17 protein-coding genes and 2 pseudogenes are annotated in these 17544 nt (G+C 50.5%); all 19 read right to left on the reverse strand.

The genetic code is table 11. The annotated features are described in order from the left end of the window. Positions 1 to 349: pseudogene (locus tag AACL23_RS00005) on the reverse strand (conjugal transfer protein TraN); the annotation flags it as partial. A gap of 115 nt (positions 350 to 464) precedes the next feature. Next, the gene (locus AACL23_RS00010; protein WP_100097178.1) at positions 465 to 1472 is read right to left on the reverse strand and encodes a TraU family protein; all 1008 of its coding nucleotides are present in this window, start codon (positions 1470 to 1472) and stop codon (positions 465 to 467) included. A gap of 2 nt (positions 1473 to 1474) precedes the next feature. Continuing rightward, a pseudogene (locus AACL23_RS00015) lies at positions 1475 to 1675 on the reverse strand (EAL domain-containing protein); the annotation flags it as partial. A gap of 9 nt (positions 1676 to 1684) precedes the next feature. Then, entirely contained in the window at positions 1685 to 2950 is a 1266-nt protein-coding gene (locus AACL23_RS00020; RefSeq protein ID WP_100097179.1) for a TrbC family F-type conjugative pilus assembly protein, read from the reverse strand. Next, positions 2913 to 3443 (reverse strand): S26 family signal peptidase, encoded by a 531-nt coding sequence (locus AACL23_RS00025; RefSeq protein WP_100103810.1) that lies wholly within the window; start codon positions 3441 to 3443, stop codon positions 2913 to 2915. Before AACL23_RS00025 ends, AACL23_RS00020 begins: the two co-directional genes overlap by 38 nt. After that, the gene (locus AACL23_RS00030) at positions 3440 to 3757 is read right to left on the reverse strand and encodes a hypothetical protein (RefSeq protein ID WP_100097181.1); all 318 of its coding nucleotides are present in this window, start codon (positions 3755 to 3757) and stop codon (positions 3440 to 3442) included. Before AACL23_RS00030 ends, AACL23_RS00025 begins: the two co-directional genes overlap by 4 nt. A gap of 13 nt (positions 3758 to 3770) precedes the next feature. Next, positions 3771 to 6215: a type IV secretion system protein TraC gene (gene traC, locus AACL23_RS00035; protein ID WP_100097182.1), complete on the reverse strand. Its 2445-nt coding sequence runs from the start codon at positions 6213 to 6215 to the stop codon at positions 3771 to 3773. Then, positions 6212 to 6919, reverse strand: coding sequence for a DsbC family protein (locus tag AACL23_RS00040; RefSeq protein WP_100097183.1), 708 nt, complete (start codon positions 6917 to 6919; stop codon positions 6212 to 6214). Before AACL23_RS00040 ends, traC begins: the two co-directional genes overlap by 4 nt. Positions 6920 to 7402: 483 nt before the next feature. Continuing rightward, positions 7403 to 7786 carry a TraA family conjugative transfer protein gene (gene traA / locus AACL23_RS00045; protein WP_100097184.1) on the reverse strand — a complete coding sequence of 128 codons (384 nt, stop codon included), beginning with the start codon at positions 7784 to 7786 and terminating at the stop codon, positions 7403 to 7405. A gap of 12 nt (positions 7787 to 7798) precedes the next feature. Beyond that, positions 7799 to 8365 (reverse strand): type IV conjugative transfer system lipoprotein TraV, encoded by a 567-nt coding sequence (traV, locus tag AACL23_RS00050; RefSeq protein WP_100103813.1) that lies wholly within the window; start codon positions 8363 to 8365, stop codon positions 7799 to 7801. Beyond that, entirely contained in the window at positions 8362 to 9675 is a 1314-nt protein-coding gene (locus AACL23_RS00055) for a TraB/VirB10 family protein (RefSeq protein ID WP_339051495.1), read from the reverse strand. The genes traV and AACL23_RS00055 overlap by 4 nt, the downstream gene beginning before the upstream one ends. Then, entirely contained in the window at positions 9675 to 10490 is an 816-nt protein-coding gene (locus AACL23_RS00060; RefSeq protein WP_339049292.1) for a TraK domain-containing protein, read from the reverse strand. Before AACL23_RS00060 ends, AACL23_RS00055 begins: the two co-directional genes overlap by 1 nt. Positions 10491 to 10575: 85 nt before the next feature. Beyond that, on the reverse strand, positions 10576 to 11202 hold the full coding sequence (locus tag AACL23_RS00065; RefSeq protein ID WP_100097188.1) for a TraE/TraK family type IV conjugative transfer system protein: 627 nt from the start codon (positions 11200 to 11202) through the stop codon (positions 10576 to 10578). Continuing rightward, positions 11199 to 11474, reverse strand: coding sequence for a type IV conjugative transfer system protein TraL (gene traL / locus AACL23_RS00070; protein WP_339049295.1), 276 nt, complete (start codon positions 11472 to 11474; stop codon positions 11199 to 11201). Before traL ends, AACL23_RS00065 begins: the two co-directional genes overlap by 4 nt. A gap of 44 nt (positions 11475 to 11518) precedes the next feature. Further along, positions 11519 to 11770, reverse strand: a complete 252-nt coding sequence (locus AACL23_RS00075) for a hypothetical protein (RefSeq protein WP_100097190.1) — start codon at positions 11768 to 11770, stop codon at positions 11519 to 11521. 166 nt (positions 11771 to 11936) lie between these two features. Next, positions 11937 to 12566, reverse strand: a complete 630-nt coding sequence (locus tag AACL23_RS00080) for a DUF4400 domain-containing protein (RefSeq protein ID WP_100097191.1) — start codon at positions 12564 to 12566, stop codon at positions 11937 to 11939. Continuing rightward, entirely contained in the window at positions 12523 to 13068 is a 546-nt protein-coding gene (locus AACL23_RS00085; protein ID WP_234817548.1) for a hypothetical protein, read from the reverse strand. The genes AACL23_RS00080 and AACL23_RS00085 overlap by 44 nt, the downstream gene beginning before the upstream one ends. 49 nt (positions 13069 to 13117) lie before the next feature. Next, positions 13118 to 14983: a conjugative transfer system coupling protein TraD gene (gene traD / locus AACL23_RS00090; RefSeq protein ID WP_100097193.1), complete on the reverse strand. Its 1866-nt coding sequence runs from the start codon at positions 14981 to 14983 to the stop codon at positions 13118 to 13120. Beyond that, a complete protein-coding gene (mobH, locus tag AACL23_RS00095; RefSeq protein ID WP_339049302.1) occupies positions 14980 to 17481 on the reverse strand; it encodes a MobH family relaxase in 2502 nt (833 codons plus the stop codon). The genes traD and mobH overlap by 4 nt, the downstream gene beginning before the upstream one ends. Positions 17482 to 17544 lie beyond the last annotated feature (63 nt).

Consider the following 17544-nt stretch of genomic DNA (forward strand, 5'->3'; position numbering starts at 1 on the left):
GCAGGCTTCCCACATCGGGTTTGTTGGCGTCAGGGAAATAATAGCTGTCCGGTTTATTGTTGGTGCCACTCGTTCCGGGAAATAGATCATTGACATTAATCTGGCTCCCCCCATTCATCTGGAACTGCCCATCTTTCAACGTCGGCATGGAGATAGTGCCATTATGCACGGTCCCCGAGCTTGATTTGAATGAGTTTGAGAGGTTTTGTCCGAATCCTTGGGCTTCTTTACCCACCGCTGTGATGTCCGGGTCTTGACTACCGTTAGCATAGGAATGTATCGGTAGCGCAGACAGGGTGACTGTCAACAGCGAGGCCACGGCTCTCATAAAATAATGATGACTTCGCATTCTGTTCTCCACTTCAACCTTCCCATGCTATCTGAGAAGACAAAGGCCACCTGTACGTGTAGTGGCCCTTTTTGGGCATAATCAGAAACGCCCGTTCAAATTCGTTACGTGCTGATCAATTGTTGCAGCAGTCATTCCATCGCCAGATGGTGTAGATAGGGTCCTGCCCAATTGTCGGTATAGTTCGCGCCAACCCCCAAGTTAAGGTGGATTCACCAATGACATGAGATGAGTTGGTCTCTGGAACCGGGTGCAATAGCGTAAATTTGTACTGCGTTTTGGGAAGTGTTGGACTGATAACGCCTCTACACATAGCCTCAGACCCCATTGTCTTCCAAGCCAGACCACGACGATGCAATGCGGCCAAAACCCTTGTACCAAGAAGGCTGCTATCACGGATAACCCCTTTCCCACCGTTCTGGTTGCCACTAAATGGATACAAGGTGCCCCATGAGCCTGCACACCAGAAAAGCTGTTTTAAAGGTTTTCCGGCAGTTGATGAGACCGCATCTGCAGTACACGCAGCCGCCGCAATTGGGTTTGCCACTGCCGCAGCTTCTGGATTAGTGAAAAAGGCCAGCTCATCATTATTCCAGGTCGGGTCTAACTCAGACATGTACATGATGTCGAGGTCCATATACCCATCGGCGTTGCACGTCTGCTTGATAAACAAATCAAGCATCACCAACAAAGGGAACGCATAGTAGTGATAGTGCATGAAAGACCCATCACCCCCATCCATATCCCCCATACCGTGATGTCCTTGGTGAGTCCGGTCAAACGGAAACCTGACCCCATTCAAGACAGATGAGCAACCAGGCACTCTCTGAAATTCAACGAGCCGGGCTGGCTCCCACATTGAAGTGGTCACGCCTGGCCGAGGAATACCGAGATTATCCTCGCACATGCACAGTGGGTTGCTGGCGGCTTCGCTCGGAAATGATCCTCCACCGCCACTTATAGGAACCCCTGCTACTTTGATGGGAAAAATACAGCGCCAGCAGATGTCTGTGATCAGCTTGCCGCCGATAACTTCTGCATTCTGGCATCCAGGGTCAGCCGATACCGAGCTAACCCAAAAGACCGCGCTTACGGTCATTCTTCGCAGGATTTTTTGTATCATGGTCAGGCCTTTACGTTATTCAAATGTTTCTCCATAACAGCAGACTTTTCGTGAAAAAAACCTTGCTGACATGACAATTCAAGTCATTTGGCGCTCGCCGGATAGTCTTCGAGGGAACGGAGCCTTCTCGCGTCAAACTTGCAATAACGCCAGACATAACCGCTCAAACGCTCCAGAGAGGAGTTCTTGTCTCCGTAATCATCCCTTGTAAATCATTTATCGACCTCCTCAGCAAGCTCGCGGACAACAAACTTCTTGCCTCTGGCGGTAATTACGCTCGGGGTATGCTCCAACTCGAATCGAGTCATCAGATCCGGCGTCAGCAAATAAACCGGTGAATCAAAGTTGTCAGTGAGATGTTTATAGGCATCCCAGCCTTTTTCCTTATCGAACGCGATAGCGATGTAGGTGATCCGCTGTACTCCTGGCTCCTGCTTGATTTCAGGCAGTTTCTTGGCCAGCAGCTCCATCTGCTTTTTATCTAAAGGGTCGAAAACCACCACGGCTTGGGTGAATGGTCGCGTTCCCGGCTTGCAGACTTCTTTCGGGTCGCACAAAGGGTTGATCACATCACCGGCATGAGCGAACACAGTGCCATCAGGAGTGCTGATGTCACTGGTGATCATGACGCTGGGATCAATTTCTCGGGTCCTGGCTTTAGACGCCCTAGGCAGCTCGTTGAAGTTCTGTTTGGTCCAGAATCTCTCTAGAGCCTGTTTTTTCTTTTCTTCCCAGTCGATATTGACGAGGCGTTTCTTGGCAACATCAATGAGATCAGGCTCGCTAATTTTCTCCACTGGCCCTTTGACGCCAAGATCACCTTTTTCACCGTTATTGACCTCCCGAGCAAGCCAAACCGGATCGGACAAACCGGATACCTGGGCTATCACATTGGGTTGCTCACCAGGCAGCGGCTCATCTTCAAGCAGAACAATCGTGGGAACGGCTGTTATTTTGTACGTTTTGAACAACTCAGGATGAATAATGATGTTTGGCACAGGGTCTTTTTTTGCTGCCAGTGCCTGAATAGCTTTAACGACCTGACCAAGGTTCATCCCATCAGGGATCCCCCGGAACACGATCACCGCATCAGGCTGCCCTGAGACAGCAGTAAGAACATCATCCAATCCCTGCTTCCCCAGCGACAGAGAAGCAAAAACCAGTATTCGATGGTCGTTGTAAATGCCTTTCTCTGATTGTTTACGCTGCATTTCACGTAGAGTTGGGTTGGTAGACTGGAGCTGCTTAAAAAACGCCTTGGCTTCGGCCTGTGCCTCATCCATGTACTGGTTTTGTAATAACGACGGCATCTCCAAGTCGTGAGCTTTCTGAGCAAGTTGCTTTCCTTGTTCAATAAGCACCTTGTCTTGCTCTGTGAGCCGAGACTCTTGAGTTAAGGCACTTCCTGCCAAAGAAAGCATCAGTGCCGACAGAACGGTCTTAAAACAAGGGATATGCGCGCCCAATGATCTGATCATCTTTCACCGTTCCCCAATAGCGTGAGTCGAAGCTGAATGAGCTTTTGCCCATAAACCAGTAATGGCCATCTTTCAGCGTGGCCTTGCCATAGAAATGGCTCTCAGGCAGATTTAGGTTTCCTGCGAGCTGAAGCCCTTCTCCGACGACATCACCGTTGACGGTGATTTTCCATTTATCGTTGATCTCCACTTTATCCCCCGGCATCCCAGTCAGGATTTTGACCATGCGAGTCCCGTCCTTGTAAAAAGGCGGCATGTTCTTAGCGTGGAAGGCGTAAACCGCCCCTCTCTCCAGCGACGGGTCTTTCAAGTCGATGAGGAAGAAGGTATAACCCGGTAGGCACTTACCCTGCTGAGGGTCAATACCAATGCGGTATCGGCTGGCAAAGGCCACACCAGCAGCCCAAAGAACCAGTAACGTGACAACGGCCTTAACCGAGAAACGCTTCCAGGATTCTTTTTTGACGAAATACTTCTTGAGCGAGAATCTCATTTCAACACCTCCTCTGGGAGGTACAGATCACTTGGCGCACCGACAACGGCGCTGGCATCAAGCACCAAATACCCCGCGTCTTTTAGCTTCAAAATCGCGTTATTGGTATTAACCATCAGCTTCTCCAACGCCTCCTGAGGAGACCCTGTCGGATACGCCGACGCCACTTTGGCAAAATCGACCACGACCACAGGCGGGGTTTGATTTAAGCGCTCATGGATGCTTGCCATTTGTTCGTCCATCACGTAGTAGCTACCGCCAAAGCCGCCAGAGGCACCGAGAATGGCAGCGATTACGATTGATTTAATGTCCATTACAGTCTCCCGGTTATGCAGACTGCTGACGGCTTCGCATCACAGCTTTGATCGCCTCAGGAATGCTCATGCCTTGTTTCACAAACTGGTCGATGGCGTTGACGTCCACCGGATCGGTCGAATACAGCAGCTTCTGGAAGTCGCCCACTATCAAGCGTCCTACCCCCATACCGCTCTTCGATTTGATAAAGATTTCTGAGTACACGCCCTGAAGGGTGTGTACCGTCTTGAGTGTGTGAAACCCGCCTTCGGAAAGGCTCAAACGACCGCTGCGTTTAACCGATTCCACGGTTTCTTCGGTTTGGCCGAGCAGGTACATGCTGGCCGAGTTCTCTGCGATGGCACGGCCCACAGCGTTTTCATAAAGGTCGTTAATCGACTGGGTTGCAATAACAACGGAACCGCCGTATTTACGGAATTTCCGGTAGGCGTGTTCCATAAACGTAGAGACTTCACCTTCTTTGAGCAGATCCCATGCTTCATCCACGATGACGACCTTCTTGCGGTTTCGTTCGCCAAGAAAAACTTCTTGCTGGATCTGGTAGATGAGCTGGAGCAGCACAACCTGACGAAGGTGTTTACGACCTTGCAGCTCATCGAGCTCCAATACAGTGAACTGGTTCTGGAAGCTGACGTTATTCTTGCGAGAGAAGTATTTCCCGTAACTACCCTGAGACGTAAAGGCATACAGCTGCTGACCAATGTCTCTTAGTCGTACATCTTCACCTTCGAGACAGTGCTCAGCGATGTCGTCAACCTTCATCTCTTTGCCTTTCTCTTCCCACAGGCGAGAAAGGACCTGCTTCAACGCGGAGGTCTGCCACTCATCCAGCAGGCCTTTAGCTGAGGCCATCGCACACACGAGGCTGACAATCGCGTCCTCTTCGTCCTCATAGTTCTGTATCAGCTCGAACGGGTTAAGACAGACGTGCGTCCCTTCTTCAAAGTGAACAAAGTCTCCATTGAGCATTTCCGACAGTTTCTGGTAAGACTTGCCGGCATCAATAACCCAAACCTGCGCCCCTTCCGACAGATAGGAGAAAATCAGTTCGTTGGTAAGGAACGATTTACCCGAGCCGGATTCGGCAGTGATAACCAGATTTTTGTTCGTGTTACTGTCGTGAAGAGACAAACTCATGAGCTGGCCGTTGCGCGAAATCAGCGCAGCATGGTATGTCCCTGTTCCCTTCCACTCCCCAAACACCGGCAGCACTACAGCAGCCTGTTCGGTTGTCATGGTCTTGTGGCGGAATAGATCTCGTACCGCGTCACGGTCGGTGCAGAATGGCAGGCAGTTGAGGAACATCGGCAGAGCAACGAACTTATCCTCCATCAGCTCGAACCGAGATTCACGCCAGATATTTCGGGCGGCCATCGCCTCAGCTTCAACACGCTCTTTGGTTGGAGCAAACAAAACCACCGAGTAGGTGATCTTGACGGGCTTGGCCCCCTCTTTCATGGACTCATAGAGAATGTCGAAACTTTCCTTTTTGTCCGCCAGCACCGGCACGAACTTGAGCATCGGCCCATACGCTTGGTTTACAGTGAATTGACGTTTGCGCTCCAGAGTGTTTTTCGTACTTTCTGCCTCGGGGAAAAACACATTGGTCACGACCATGTAGTTTTCTTTGATGCTGGAGTTACCGCCGCTCAGATCCCCTGCATAGGTCAACGCATCACCGAAGTAGAAAACATCGGGCAACTTCTTCGCGGACATCACCTTCGCATGGTAATCGCCCAGTCTGATGCCGTTCTTACTGACTTCTACATCGGTGCTGTAATCGAAGATTTGCTCGCAGATGGGCTTATTCATTTCCCAATCCACAGCATCATGTCTCCACGACGCATCCGGCCCCCAGTTCAGGATTGTGCTCATGATCCGGATGTAGTTCACCGCCTTCATGGTGCGAGGGCGCAGGCCAACAGTTTGAAGCGACGATTGGACCTTCGTACGAAGCTGAGCAAGGTGTTGGAGCTCGCTTTCGCTCGGGTTGTTGTTACTGATTGGAACTTTGCACGTAACAAACAGCTTGAGGTCTTGAATCAGGCCGTTGTCGTAGATGCCTTTGTCTGTTTTAGCGAATATGCGATCAGTGGTGTGGTGCTGCAGGAAGTTAATTCTTTCCTTAATGACAGATGTCAGCAGCTCGTGACGGAATCCGTCACGCAAATTTATCATTCGGTACATTTCCTGGTTGATGTCCGGTGATCGGAATAAAACAAACTGGAGCGTGGTTTTCGATGGAAACTCCTGGTTCAGGAAGCCGTTCATCCGCTCTTGAACTTTTTCATCGGCACCACATAGAGGCTCACACATGAAACCAAAGCCAACGCTGTGGTCATCCATAAGGAAGACATGATCGTCTTCGTCATAGGCCAAAACAGGAATAATCCCGGCCGCTCGAAAATGCTCCGGGATCACCGTTTCTTCGAGTTTCTTTTTGATGGTTACGATCATTCAGCACTCTCCAACCATGATTTCAGGCTCTTTGGACGTCCCTTACTAACGCGGCCATCTGGAGCAACAACGAACGGAACGCCTTCAATACCAATGAAGTGGGCTGTCAGCAGCGTTTGGTCATACTGGCCGGGGTCGCAGGTTTCTTTTGAAGGAAGTGTGCCCAAGGTATTATTCATCAGCGCATCAAGCGCATGAGTCTTCTCTTTCGCGCAGTACAAGTTCTTGGCAAGACGGTTAGACTCTGCTCCCAAGGCTGGGATGACGACGATTTTGAAGGTGTACTCACTGACCAACGATTGAGCATCGTTAATGACCTCGTGGCATACAGCACAACGAGGATCAACAAATAACACGACCTCTTTATCACCATGTCCCATCGAGACAGTGTTTAGCGTGGCCACATCCATACCCATGCTCTTGAATTGGATACGCTCTGCCACATCGCGCATCTGGGCTATTGTGTTGAGGGGCTTCTTACTCCACAGGTCGTAAATTTGTCCTGAAATGACAAAGCGCCCATTTTCGGAGAGGAACATGATTTGTCCGTCACTTTGGACGGCACGAACGCCCTTTATGGGCAACTTAACGATGTCCTCTATCTTTGCCGCTCTGGGATCGATGATTTCCAATTTCGATGACGCATGAGCAGTGCCGGTAATAATCCCTAACACCACCAGCGTCCCAAGTAATTTTGTCCGCATGTCTATCCCCTAAGATTGGATTACTCGATGCTGGGCAGTGTATCTGGGGGATGGAGACAGACTCGCCTCTGTAATAGCCCAATTTGGACAACTCCAGCGCGATACAAAAAAAGCCCGGCTTGCGACCGGGCTTTGTGAGCATGGAGCATTAGTTCATCGTGACAGTTTCGGATTTTCCACCAGAATCATCAACCCCGGCCAAAGAAATTGTCGGCATCGTTTGATTGGGGCCCTTGCTGATAGTGACTCGATCTGAGCTGATGCTCTGCAACTCACCGGCAATGGTCCATTCATAGGACTTCATGCGACCATCGGTATCTTCGCAGTTCGCATAGACGATCCAAGAACCAATAGTCTCTCTTGAGCTCAGGCCACATGCTGGCAGTTTATTCTCGGCTACGTTGATGTTCTTATGACTGGACTTTTTACCAAAGGATAAGGGCAGCCTATCTTATCACCTGTTCATGAACGGCAAGGTGTCTTTTAGATCCCCAAACTATTGCTGAGCTGCACAACAGCCGGGATAACCTTCTCTGCATTTTCCAGAGTGGCAGACATGATGGATTCCACTACGGTCGGGGAATTATACAGACCCATACCGCCACCGATACCCATAGCGAAAGCCATGAGACTCTGGCGAGCGATACCCCCCACAACGCCGACCAGGATCATCGCACCCGCAACGATGCGACCCAAAGTACCTTGGGTCCAATCTTTGAGAGTTACCCATACGTCGTCAAACGCTGTACCACCAGTACCCGCGTGGGCCTCATCCGGCACCAGCAGGAAGGCTACCACCATCAACCCGAGGCAGAAGAAGACGGCGGTGTTTTTACTTGAGGCATTCGCCAACTGATTTGCGTTCATCAAGAACATCTCCTATTTAGTTGTTTCAGACTTCGGTTCGTGTCTTACCGTTTGCAGCGGTCTCAAAACCGGCTCACTTTGCGGTCTGCCATCCCCCATTACCCACCTGCGCGGTTCGATTTCGGTGTAGACATACCCTGTCACGATAAGATCACCATTGGTGTCCTCCCAGGGAGCGACCCAAATCCGCATAACCTGCGCCGGTGTGCGAATTGGAACTGGGCGATCCGGAAGACGAGGGGCGACATAGTTGTCAATCACCGGGTCTCCGGAGTTAAATGAGTTCACTGAAACGTCGGAGGAACCTCCGCCATCCGCTTCCGATTTGGCCTCGACTTCCTGCTTCACGGGACGAGTCACATTTCCGTCATGAGTTGCGGCGTAAACGTCTCGCGCTGACATACACTGAACACCATTCGGGATTCCTGGACAGCTATACTCATCGCTACCGATATTGAGCGAAGAACAGCCTGACAAAACAAGAAGCGCTGCACACACTCCCAACATTTTTGCAGAGCTTAACCTGTGTTTCTTTTGAGCCTCGCCTCTGTAACTGCCCTTTCTGGTCAAAATGTTCATTTATTGGTGCCCCCGGTGGAACGAATTTGTAACTTGGTGCCTTTTGTCACGATGATGTCTACTTGTCGGCCAGCATCGACCTCGATGACCGGAAAGATGCCCTCGGCCATGTCGATATAGAATTGAGCGATACGATCCAGCGCTTTACTCGCTCCTTGCACAGCCGACCCCTGCAACATTTGGTTAGAAAACACTGACTGATATTGCGTATTGGACCCAGGGTTGGTGTTGACAACAGGAACTGGATTTACATCAAATGCTTTTGCTGCTCCGCCAAGGAATCCAGCCATCAGGCTCTTAGCAATGATCTGGCCTTGCTTCGATACGACACGTCCACGAACACCTGCTTTGCCATCCTCGCCAACTGCGTAAGAGTCAAGTCTCGCTTCGATAACCCCTCCGTCTTCCCTCACACAAGAGAATGTCTCACCGCGAAGGTAAGCTCGTTCCGAACTTAGATCGCCATAGCCTGAAACGATTAGGAAACACTCCCTGACATCCGCCCGAAATCGGTTGGGCAAGATGGCCTCCTTCTGAATCCGAAGCGTTGATGGGAACGGATCTCGACGGGCACCTTGAGAGGTGGGTGCGTCCATACCGTTGATAAGCACACCGGTCAGGATGGAGCCAGATGGCAGATAGAGAGACTCATCTTCTTTGTTGTCTTTCACTTCAACTTCTGGAGGCTTCTGTGAGTAACTCACAATCTGGATGCCAGGCCTGGTGGCTTCACGACCATCACCTTTGCCAGTTGCAGGAACCCCACCCTTCGAGTCAGGGAGTGGCGCATCACGGAAAAATGATGAGGGATCTTTGTAATCGAGCTTTTTCTCCACAAACTGACCATCACCATTTGAGGTGCCGGTGACATCATCTCGTGCATCCCGAGACGATGAAGCCGTTTTGCCACCAGACGCACCAGTTTCAACCTTCTTCGCGAGCTCCATGTTTTTCTGAGTCAGACGTTCAAGGTCTTGACGTAAGCGAGAAATCTCTCTGCCAACATCACTAGACTTCCCTGCAGTGTCCTTTGTTTCCTCCAACTCCTTCTTGACTCTCTCCAGCTCCTTTTTCAAATCAGAGTTCTCACGAGACACCCTCTTCACATCGGCAGACAGCGAATCTATCCCGATCTCTCGGGTATTTTTATCTGTGAGGACATGTTTGATCGTGTCTTGTCTACCGCGTTTTTCTTCCTTCTTAGGCTCACCAGAGAACATCGTCACGACAGCAAAAAGAACAAAAACACCACCCGCAATCACCACCCAGCGTTTCTTTTTGGGGTCTAGCTCAGTCCAGAATCTTTTGATCATTGACCCCCTCCCAATAGCGAAGGACGCTTAGACGTAGGAGCAATTCCCCGCTTTTGTTTCTTCGCTACATAGAGTTCTGTTTTCTGACCGGGCTCAAGCACGTTGCGAGGCCACGTAGTAACAGCAGCGACGTCCCAGCTTCCACACAGAGCCTCTTTGAACTCGATAGGCTGGTCAGAAACGTTCTGGGCGACACCAATGAAAACGTTCAAGTGATGGCCCATCATGTATTGCCCCTTGCTAAAATTCACCTTAACCCCAGGATGAGAACAGCTCGGCACAGCAGCCCTGGGAGGAATACGGTTCAATGTGTAACCTTGAGGGAGTTCTCCAAGGGCTATTTTGCGGAACACAGAGCGAATGGTTTCGATATAAGGCTGACTCTGTTCCCATGTCTCCGCCTTCGTATTAGCAAAAGCGCCTGTGATCCCTACACCACCATCGAGTTTGAGAAATACTTCTCTGGGCGGAATGCGGCTTGGAACCATCGTCAGGCTTAGCGCTTGAGCTTCTGAGCCTTTTTCTGTAATGAACATCGTCACTGGGTATTGTTTATTCGTAGCGACATAGACCACGTTTTCTTTGATACAAACCTCACCGCATTGACCGTTATCGGTTGCCCCAGTCAGCGATGTGGACACAATCTCCGGATTACTGAACGGCGTTACAACACGATTTGGATGACCAATGGCAATAGGGATGATTTGGTTCACGCCAGGCTTCATAGTCAACACAGGGTTTTCATTCACACTACCCACGACTTCATGAGAGCTTTGTCCTGACGTCACAGGGGCAGGAACGACCTTTTTCATAACGCTTTCCGGGACGACTGGAATGTCATCCGAGGCGTAGGCCAATGATGTTCCAAGTGCCAAGGACAGCGCCAGGAGACAAATTTTAGCGTTGTTCTTCATGCTTTCTCCGGCTCTCTTCTTTGCGATGGAGTTGCTCCAAAACTGTTTTGGTGCGGGGCTTTCCTACATAGGTGTCGATATATTCCAGCACGGGCGCGTAGTTAGAAATCTTGATGGCAAACTCGTAGGAACGTTCGATACGCTCCTCGTTAGAAGAAGCCCCTTTGACATAGGAATATCCATAGACAAAAACCTTGTCGCTCTTGGGCTCATACTCAACAAATCTCGGCTCAAACCGCATGGTCACTCGGTCGTTCTTGATCTGTTGAGCTTGAATTTCGATGGCATCTATCGCGTCTTGATAGATGCTCGGGGAGAGAAGCAGGGTGATCCGTTCCTTAACAAAATCCACAGTTCCCGGAGTCACGTTCCCAAGTAGCTGAGCAAAGGCAAAACCCCAAGCCTCTTTGTACGACTGAGAGGCGTTGTTTTTTGTTACCCAGGCTTCTTCCGTCAGAGTGAACGGTTGCATAGTGACGATGGTTTCCTTTCTGAACACCTGCAGCACCAGCAGGAATACGATAGCGATAAGCCCCCCCTGAAAGACTCGCCCCCACTGGTTTTCTGTTTGGGTCCCTTCCCAGGTCTTGAGATACTTCTTCAGGTTCAAGGCAAATACCTCCGGACAAACGGGTTCTTGAGAGATCTGGCCTTGGTCACAATGAACCCGGCCCAGTAGATCATGTGGAGCAGGTATCCATCCGGATGATTGTCCCTGAATCGGCGATAAAGGTTGGTGACAAGTAACCCACCCAAAAAGCAGATCAGGGCCTTGCCGATGATTACCCCAATAGTCAGCCCCAAAAGCATTGGAGCCAACTCATCTGCGCTCCACAACAGCAGATGCGGGGGTTCATCGACCCGCCGCGGTATAGGCTTCATAGCAACCCTCTTTTTTTCCTATTGGCCTGTATTCTCATTCAGGGTCACTGATTTTCTGCCACGGCTTCGCGCCCTTTTCGGGCACTTCCAGCGACAAATAAAAAAAAGCAGCCTGAGCTGCCCTTTTTGCTTTGACTGGATCGGTTATTGGTTTTTAGGCCCCCCCCTGAATCTTTTTTCGAGTTGACATCCGCAACAAGACCGATAGCGAACATCACCTGACAGAGAAGAAACTGCCAGGAGATGAATGAGCCAGAGGAGCTTTCACTTTCTCTGACGTGAGTTTGTGCCGACATATACCCTCCAAATAATTTGCCGTCATCCGGGGAGTTATCGTCTCTTACATTGAACAATATAGGCACAGTGCTGATACGGCCCTATTTGAGCACCTTGAGGAGATTTATTCGTGATGTGTATTATAAAGAGAGACGAAAAACTTTCACATGTGAAAGTTGAAAGCGGCTATACCCGCTTCTGGAGATTGCTAAAAGTCAGGCCAACCAGTACGCAACACGTCATCATTGTCAGTGGAATGACAACCGGATCGAGTGCTATAGGGATGAAGAATGCGATGAACAAACCCGCCATCAGGTACATCGTTCCGCGAACGCTATAGCGGTGCAGAACCGGACTTGCATAGTCGAAGTTGGTTCGTTTGATTCGCCAGGTCATCATCCCGTCATACACAGCAGGCACGAACAGGATAAGCATATAGGGAGCCCACGCAGCCAGCAAAGCCAGTCTGGTGTAAAACTGGTAGATGACGTTTACCAGGGCTTCCATGCGACCTTTGACCCAAGCGAACCATCCCTGACCCATGTCCTGCATACCTTTAGATTTTTGGCGCTCCTCTTCTGTTGGGATAAGCGTTTGGGTCATCCCTTCGTAGAATCCAGAATCAATGATGCTAGACCGGAACCAGCTGGATGCTTTGTCCTGTATCCAGTCTTTGGCTTCGATTCCCAGACTCTGCTCCACCAGAGCGGATTCTCTTTTGATTGCCCTGTCAGTCCAATCTCCAGGGATCAGTAGCAGTATCACCAGAAACTCAATAGCCAGCAGCCATGCGACCAGCAACCACGGCTTGTTCATAGTCGGTTCTCCTTAAAACGGTTTTCACGCTCTCACAGGTGATGAGCTCATACAGCAAGCCCCTCAATGATTTTTCATTATCATGTGGCTGTGGGTTAATAGATAATTCTCCTGGATGGGTAGAAAGCCACAGGGAGAACGGTTCTCCTGAATCAACGGACCATGAATCACCGCCGAAAGCGACAATTTTAACTTCCAGAGCTCTGCATGTTTCGGTGATGATGGTCTCCAAAAATGCCCCTATTCTGGCCGGATCTTCGTACTTTTCTCTCTGCTCATGAAACACCAGTTGACTGTAGCGATGGAGTGCCTCTTCGATGATCGGGTAAATCACCGGCTCTTTATTCGCCTTGATACCGTCTGTGATGTAACAGCTCAGCTTCTCAATGATGATCTCAGATGCAGGCCAGTCGAATTGAAGGATGCTCAGGATATGGGCGTTCTTGCGTCCACGACTTTTCAACGCATTCATAACCCTGTCGAAGGGGTTCACATCGACCATGATGGCTACCCCGTAATGACTATATTTCTTGTAACACATCACTCTGCTCTTACTGGATCAATATGGGCAGACGGCCTTTTACAATTGTTCCGCCTGAAATCTTGGCTATGTATTCCAGGTTCGGAAGCATCCCCAGCAACTGGGCTGGGAACAGATCTGCTTCTTCCTCCATCAAACGTTCGCCTTGGTTGCCTTCGTGCATAATGGGTTCCTTGCCATCGGAATTCTGGCCCTGAGTCCGCATGACGTACTTGAGGCGTGTCTTGGGCAGGTTATCCGCGATGTATTCCTGAGTTTCCCCATCGACAATACGAAGAGCAAAGGTGTTGTTGATGTTCCCTAGAACCTGGAGTGCCTTGTCTTTGCTGCCGAGTCGAGCAGCGAAGTCGGCAAAGGTCTGGGTTGCAATAAATAGACGAAGTTTCGCGCCCCGACCCTTGTTGAGAAGCTGGATGAACGGGTCGTTGATCACCTCAGCAGCTTCGTCCACAAAGATATTTACAGGCCGGTTGTTGACGCCGTAGTTGTATCTGTCACCTGCAACCGCAGTGAGGTCTGAAAGGAAGATAGAGCCCATCGCACTGCCCACCATGTTATCGGTCAGAGAGTCGAGACCCAGATAGGCCACTTGGGCGTTATTGATGATTTTTGCGGAATCAGTGATTTGGCGCTCATCACTCAGATCAGAAGAGTCTGGAGACAGCAGCGGCCCGAGTTCTCCGGACGTCAGCATATTCATGATTGGCAGCAAGTTTGCAACCATCTTGGAGAAGTGGGTTTGGTCGTGCTGAAACATAGACAACAGACCTTCAAGGTCAGAGTTGGCGTGTTCAGGCTGAATAACCTCGTAGTAAAACTTCATCAATGCGAAAGCGATTTTCTCACGAGAACCGTTTTTGACTTTCTCCAGATAGGCTGCCGCTTCTGTCTCCCAGTCAGACATAACTCGTTCGGAATAGGTTTGAACGGCTCTGATGACCAAGCCTGCCGCGCCTCCTTCAAGGAAACGACGGAGCTTTGTCAGGTTAGGTCTATCATGAGTGATAACCAGCCCCTGAGTTATGTTGTTAAGCGCCTGCCAACCAAACGACTTAAAGGGGTCGGCCCCTGCTTCGGACGGGATCAACGCAGCCAGACGACTTGCGATTTCAGTCACGCGGGTGAAGTTTCGCAGAGGGTCTATACGCACCGACTCTGCCGGGAATGCCGGATGGAATGAGACGAATCTTTCTGGTTGCCCCATAGCTTCACAGGCACGTCGGGCATTGTCTCGCATCTCCTTATCCCCTTTCGGGTCTATGATAATCACCGCTTCCCCGCGTAGGATGGCCTGGGAAATCAAGATGTCGAACAGACGGGTCTTGCCCGAGCCAGTGGTCCCTACGATCAGGGTGTGCCCCTCTGTATGCTTGAGCGGCTGCATCAGCTGCTCTTCTTTTGGCTCAACCCCGTGAATCCAGGGCTGGCCGATTGGCAGCGCTTTTCTCTTACCCCGTATTTTTCGGACAACCTTTTTAAGCGTCGATTCTCTTCCGACGATAGAGGTCCAGTCTCGTTTCAGGATCTCAAACACGCGCTGAGCATGGCGGTTCTCCCAAAGGAAACCACTCCCAAGCCACATGTCTTCCGGCCTGTCCTTGATGTACTTCTGGAGTTCTGCAATGGAAATGAACTCAAGGTCTCGGCCTCTCAAATGCTTCTGGAGCAGGTGAAGTTTGATAGCTTTTGGCAAACGTGCCATTGCCATCACACCGCAGATCCCTGTCATCCAATAGAAAGGCTCCGGAGGCATGGTGCTGACTTGTTCCACTGCCAAGGCCGCGCCGGAAGCCGCAAGCCAGCCTGCCACAGCATTCTTCTCATAGTTGGGCCGCCACGGCATCTCGTAGGCGAGCGGGTCATAACTCATTGTCATGTTTCATCTACCTCTAAATATAATTTTCCCTGACGTTTCTTGAGCAAAGGTCGTCGCTGAGCCCTGCTAAGCAGACCGCAAAGGATGTGTTTACTGATGCCTGTGTTTTCTCCAGCAATCATCTCAAAGGCTTTGTCACTGGTGACCAAGCAGCCGTCCTCTTCCAAAACAGGCGTTACCAGCCATCGGCCAGAACGCTTCTGGATCATGTCCTTGAGCATCTGGATCGCTTTTTGAGGAATGACACCTGACGGAAGGAAGTCCTCCTCCTTGATGTCTTTCGGATTTGTTTTCGCCTTAGGCGGCTCAAATTCCCTCACCTCCTGATCTTCCCTTTCTCGCCACTCGACATGCCCCAGCTCTTTTTCCCGCTCGAATTTGGGTTCTACGGCTGTTGGTTGAGCTTCTCGTTTGGGGAGTCGAGCCAGATTCTGCTTTTCTTCAACCGGCTTACGTTTCTTATCCTCAACCACGGTGTCAACATCGACTTTCTTTTCTTTCGGAGGCTGCTGGGAGGATTTGCCTGTCGCATTTTGTGCTGGAGCGGTTTCCCCAGAGCCAACATCAGTCTTCTGCTGCTGTTGCTGGGGCTTTTTTTGACTCTGTTTTTTCTGAGCAGACTGACTCTTGCTTGCATCTGCCCCAGGAGGGGAAACAAGCTCGAAGGCATCTTGGTATCCGCCCATTGAAGTCTCAGCATCCTTAATGGCCGCAACGACGGCACTTGAAAGTTGTTCCGCCAGAACAATTGCTTTGACGCCGCTGAAATCACGAACTTTGCGACCAGGCATAATTGGGTCAGGAACAATCGCGTTTGCATGGGATAGCTTCGAGAGAACCTCGGACGGAGCACCCAATGACCGAGCACCTTCTGGATACAGGATTACCGCCTGCCCCTTCATCAGGCATAGAACTTCACCCAGAGTCGTTTTCCCTTCCAAAACCGGAATGATTGCCTGCTCAAGAAGTATGGAGGCCTCTCCATAGCCAGCCAATATCTCATTCAGCACTGTTTTTGCATCCTTTCCTTTCTGCTCAAGTTTGTCCGTCTGAGGCAAATCGGACTCAGGCCGTTTTTGTTCTGGCGCGTCAGTGAACAGTGGATTGTCGTTTTCAGCATTACCAAAACCGATCCCAGCAAGAGCCTTCCCGGCCTCTTGTTCCGCTGCTAACATGTCATTGTTTAGAGCCGCTTCGCCTTCCTCCTGCTCGTCATCGTCCTCCTCTGGATCAACGAACTCAATCTCAGCGTCCTCAACGTCTCCAACGACTTCCGCTGTAACTGCCGCAGGCGGCTCAGTGGTAAACACCAGGTCATTCGATTCAAGGCGGAGCATTAGTATCTTCACGGAGCCAGCCGTTTCCTGGAGCATCTCTGGTAGCACTTTCCAGTAACGGTAATACGCTCGTTCACCTTTCTCCTGCACAGTGTTAGGTATAGCGAACCCGCGCTCGATGAGAATATCTGCCAACGTGTCAGGGTCTCTCGGAATGCCAGGGATCTTGTCGTGGCTGATCAAGTCGTAGAGATCGCCAAGATGTTTCCATGCAATGAAAATACCTTGGTTGAGATGCCAAACCTTTGCTCCAGGCTGATTGACTTTCCATTTTCCTGTTTTCACGAGGCGACGGATAGCGTCGAACACATATCGTTCGACAGGCACACCATAAGAGAACTCGTCAACATCAAGACGGCTCTGGCGAAGATCTCTGGAGACGCTCTCTTGGTCAGCACGGAGCATCAGTCTGGTAACAGGCTGGTTGACGCGGGTTCCAGAGATCGCTTCAAGCATAGCTTCCATAATGGAAGGGCCAGACGTAGAGAGAAACTCACGACTCTCAGCCGGAATGATGCGGTCTATCGTAAGCAGAGAGAATTGCTCGTGTCTTTTGTGTCGCTTATCGCGCCACCGAATGAAATAACGGTCTATTTTGTGACGGTTCGCCCAGTCATGAAGTGACTCCGAATATGGATTCCATGTGATCGATCCATCTTTGTCCGTAATGGACACATCTGATAGCGGTTTGCCGACATCATGCAGAAGCCCGGAAAAACAACTGGCAAGCCGCCAACGTGGCTCATTATCACGGCGTTCCCGAGGCGTTCCCTCAATGGAGAATATGACAGACTCCGATGCCTGAGCTGCCCAAAAAGCAACTTCAAGTCCATGCCGGAACAAGCCACCAGCTCCACGGTGATGGTGAGATTCGGAAGCTGGCAAAAGGTGAACAAACGCGGCATACCGGTAAATAACCGGCAAAACAAGCCGGTTGAACTCGTCCACAGTGAAACCGAGAGAGTTCCGCACTTTCTCAATCAGTTCAGCTTGGGTTGCCAGTATCTTGTCTAGTGGGGCCACTGGCAGGCCCTTGGCAAAAGGCGGGTATCGAGGGATTTCTTCATCTTCCACGTCTTTAAGCGGCATAACTCTGTCGCTTGGCGCGGTCTCGATCACTCCACTTCGCCCACCAAATAACTTTTTCAGGGCTCTCATCATGTAAGTTGACCATATTCCTATCGTATTTTTCGTCACTACATGCTCTCAAAACACCTTTAATTC

It is taken from the genome of Candidatus Williamhamiltonella endosymbiont of Tuberolachnus salignus (assembly GCF_964019775.1).
GTDB classification, from domain to species: domain Bacteria; phylum Pseudomonadota; class Gammaproteobacteria; order Enterobacterales; family Enterobacteriaceae; genus Hamiltonella; species Hamiltonella defendens.

Bases quoted from the DNA above. Each gene is read 5' to 3' on its own strand.
- AACL23_RS00010 (WP_100097178.1), bottom strand. From the start codon at position 1,472: ATGATACAAAAAATCCTGCGAAGAATGACCGTAAGCGCGGTCTTTTGG.
- AACL23_RS00020 (WP_100097179.1), bottom strand. From the start codon at position 2,950: ATGATCAGATCATTGGGCGCGCATATCCCTTGTTTTAAGACCGTTCTG.
- AACL23_RS00025 (WP_100103810.1), bottom strand. From the start codon at position 3,443: ATGAGATTCTCGCTCAAGAAGTATTTCGTCAAAAAAGAATCCTGGAAG.
- AACL23_RS00030 (WP_100097181.1), bottom strand. From the start codon at position 3,757: ATGGACATTAAATCAATCGTAATCGCTGCCATTCTCGGTGCCTCTGGC.
- traC (WP_100097182.1), bottom strand. From the start codon at position 6,215: ATGATCGTAACCATCAAAAAGAAACTCGAAGAAACGGTGATCCCGGAG.
- AACL23_RS00040 (WP_100097183.1), bottom strand. From the start codon at position 6,919: ATGCGGACAAAATTACTTGGGACGCTGGTGGTGTTAGGGATTATTACC.
- traA (WP_100097184.1), bottom strand. From the start codon at position 7,786: ATGAACGCAAATCAGTTGGCGAATGCCTCAAGTAAAAACACCGCCGTC.
- traV (WP_100103813.1), bottom strand. From the start codon at position 8,365: ATGAACATTTTGACCAGAAAGGGCAGTTACAGAGGCGAGGCTCAAAAG.
- AACL23_RS00060 (WP_339049292.1), bottom strand. From the start codon at position 10,490: ATGAAAAAGGTCGTTCCTGCCCCTGTGACGTCAGGACAAAGCTCTCAT.
- traL (WP_339049295.1), bottom strand. From the start codon at position 11,474: ATGAAGCCTATACCGCGGCGGGTCGATGAACCCCCGCATCTGCTGTTG.
- AACL23_RS00075 (WP_100097190.1), bottom strand. From the start codon at position 11,770: ATGTCGGCACAAACTCACGTCAGAGAAAGTGAAAGCTCCTCTGGCTCA.
- AACL23_RS00080 (WP_100097191.1), bottom strand. From the start codon at position 12,566: ATGAACAAGCCGTGGTTGCTGGTCGCATGGCTGCTGGCTATTGAGTTT.
- AACL23_RS00085 (WP_234817548.1), bottom strand. From the start codon at position 13,068: ATGGTCGATGTGAACCCCTTCGACAGGGTTATGAATGCGTTGAAAAGT.
- traD (WP_100097193.1), bottom strand. From the start codon at position 14,983: ATGACAATGAGTTATGACCCGCTCGCCTACGAGATGCCGTGGCGGCCC.
- mobH (WP_339049302.1), bottom strand. From the start codon at position 17,481: ATGATGAGAGCCCTGAAAAAGTTATTTGGTGGGCGAAGTGGAGTGATC.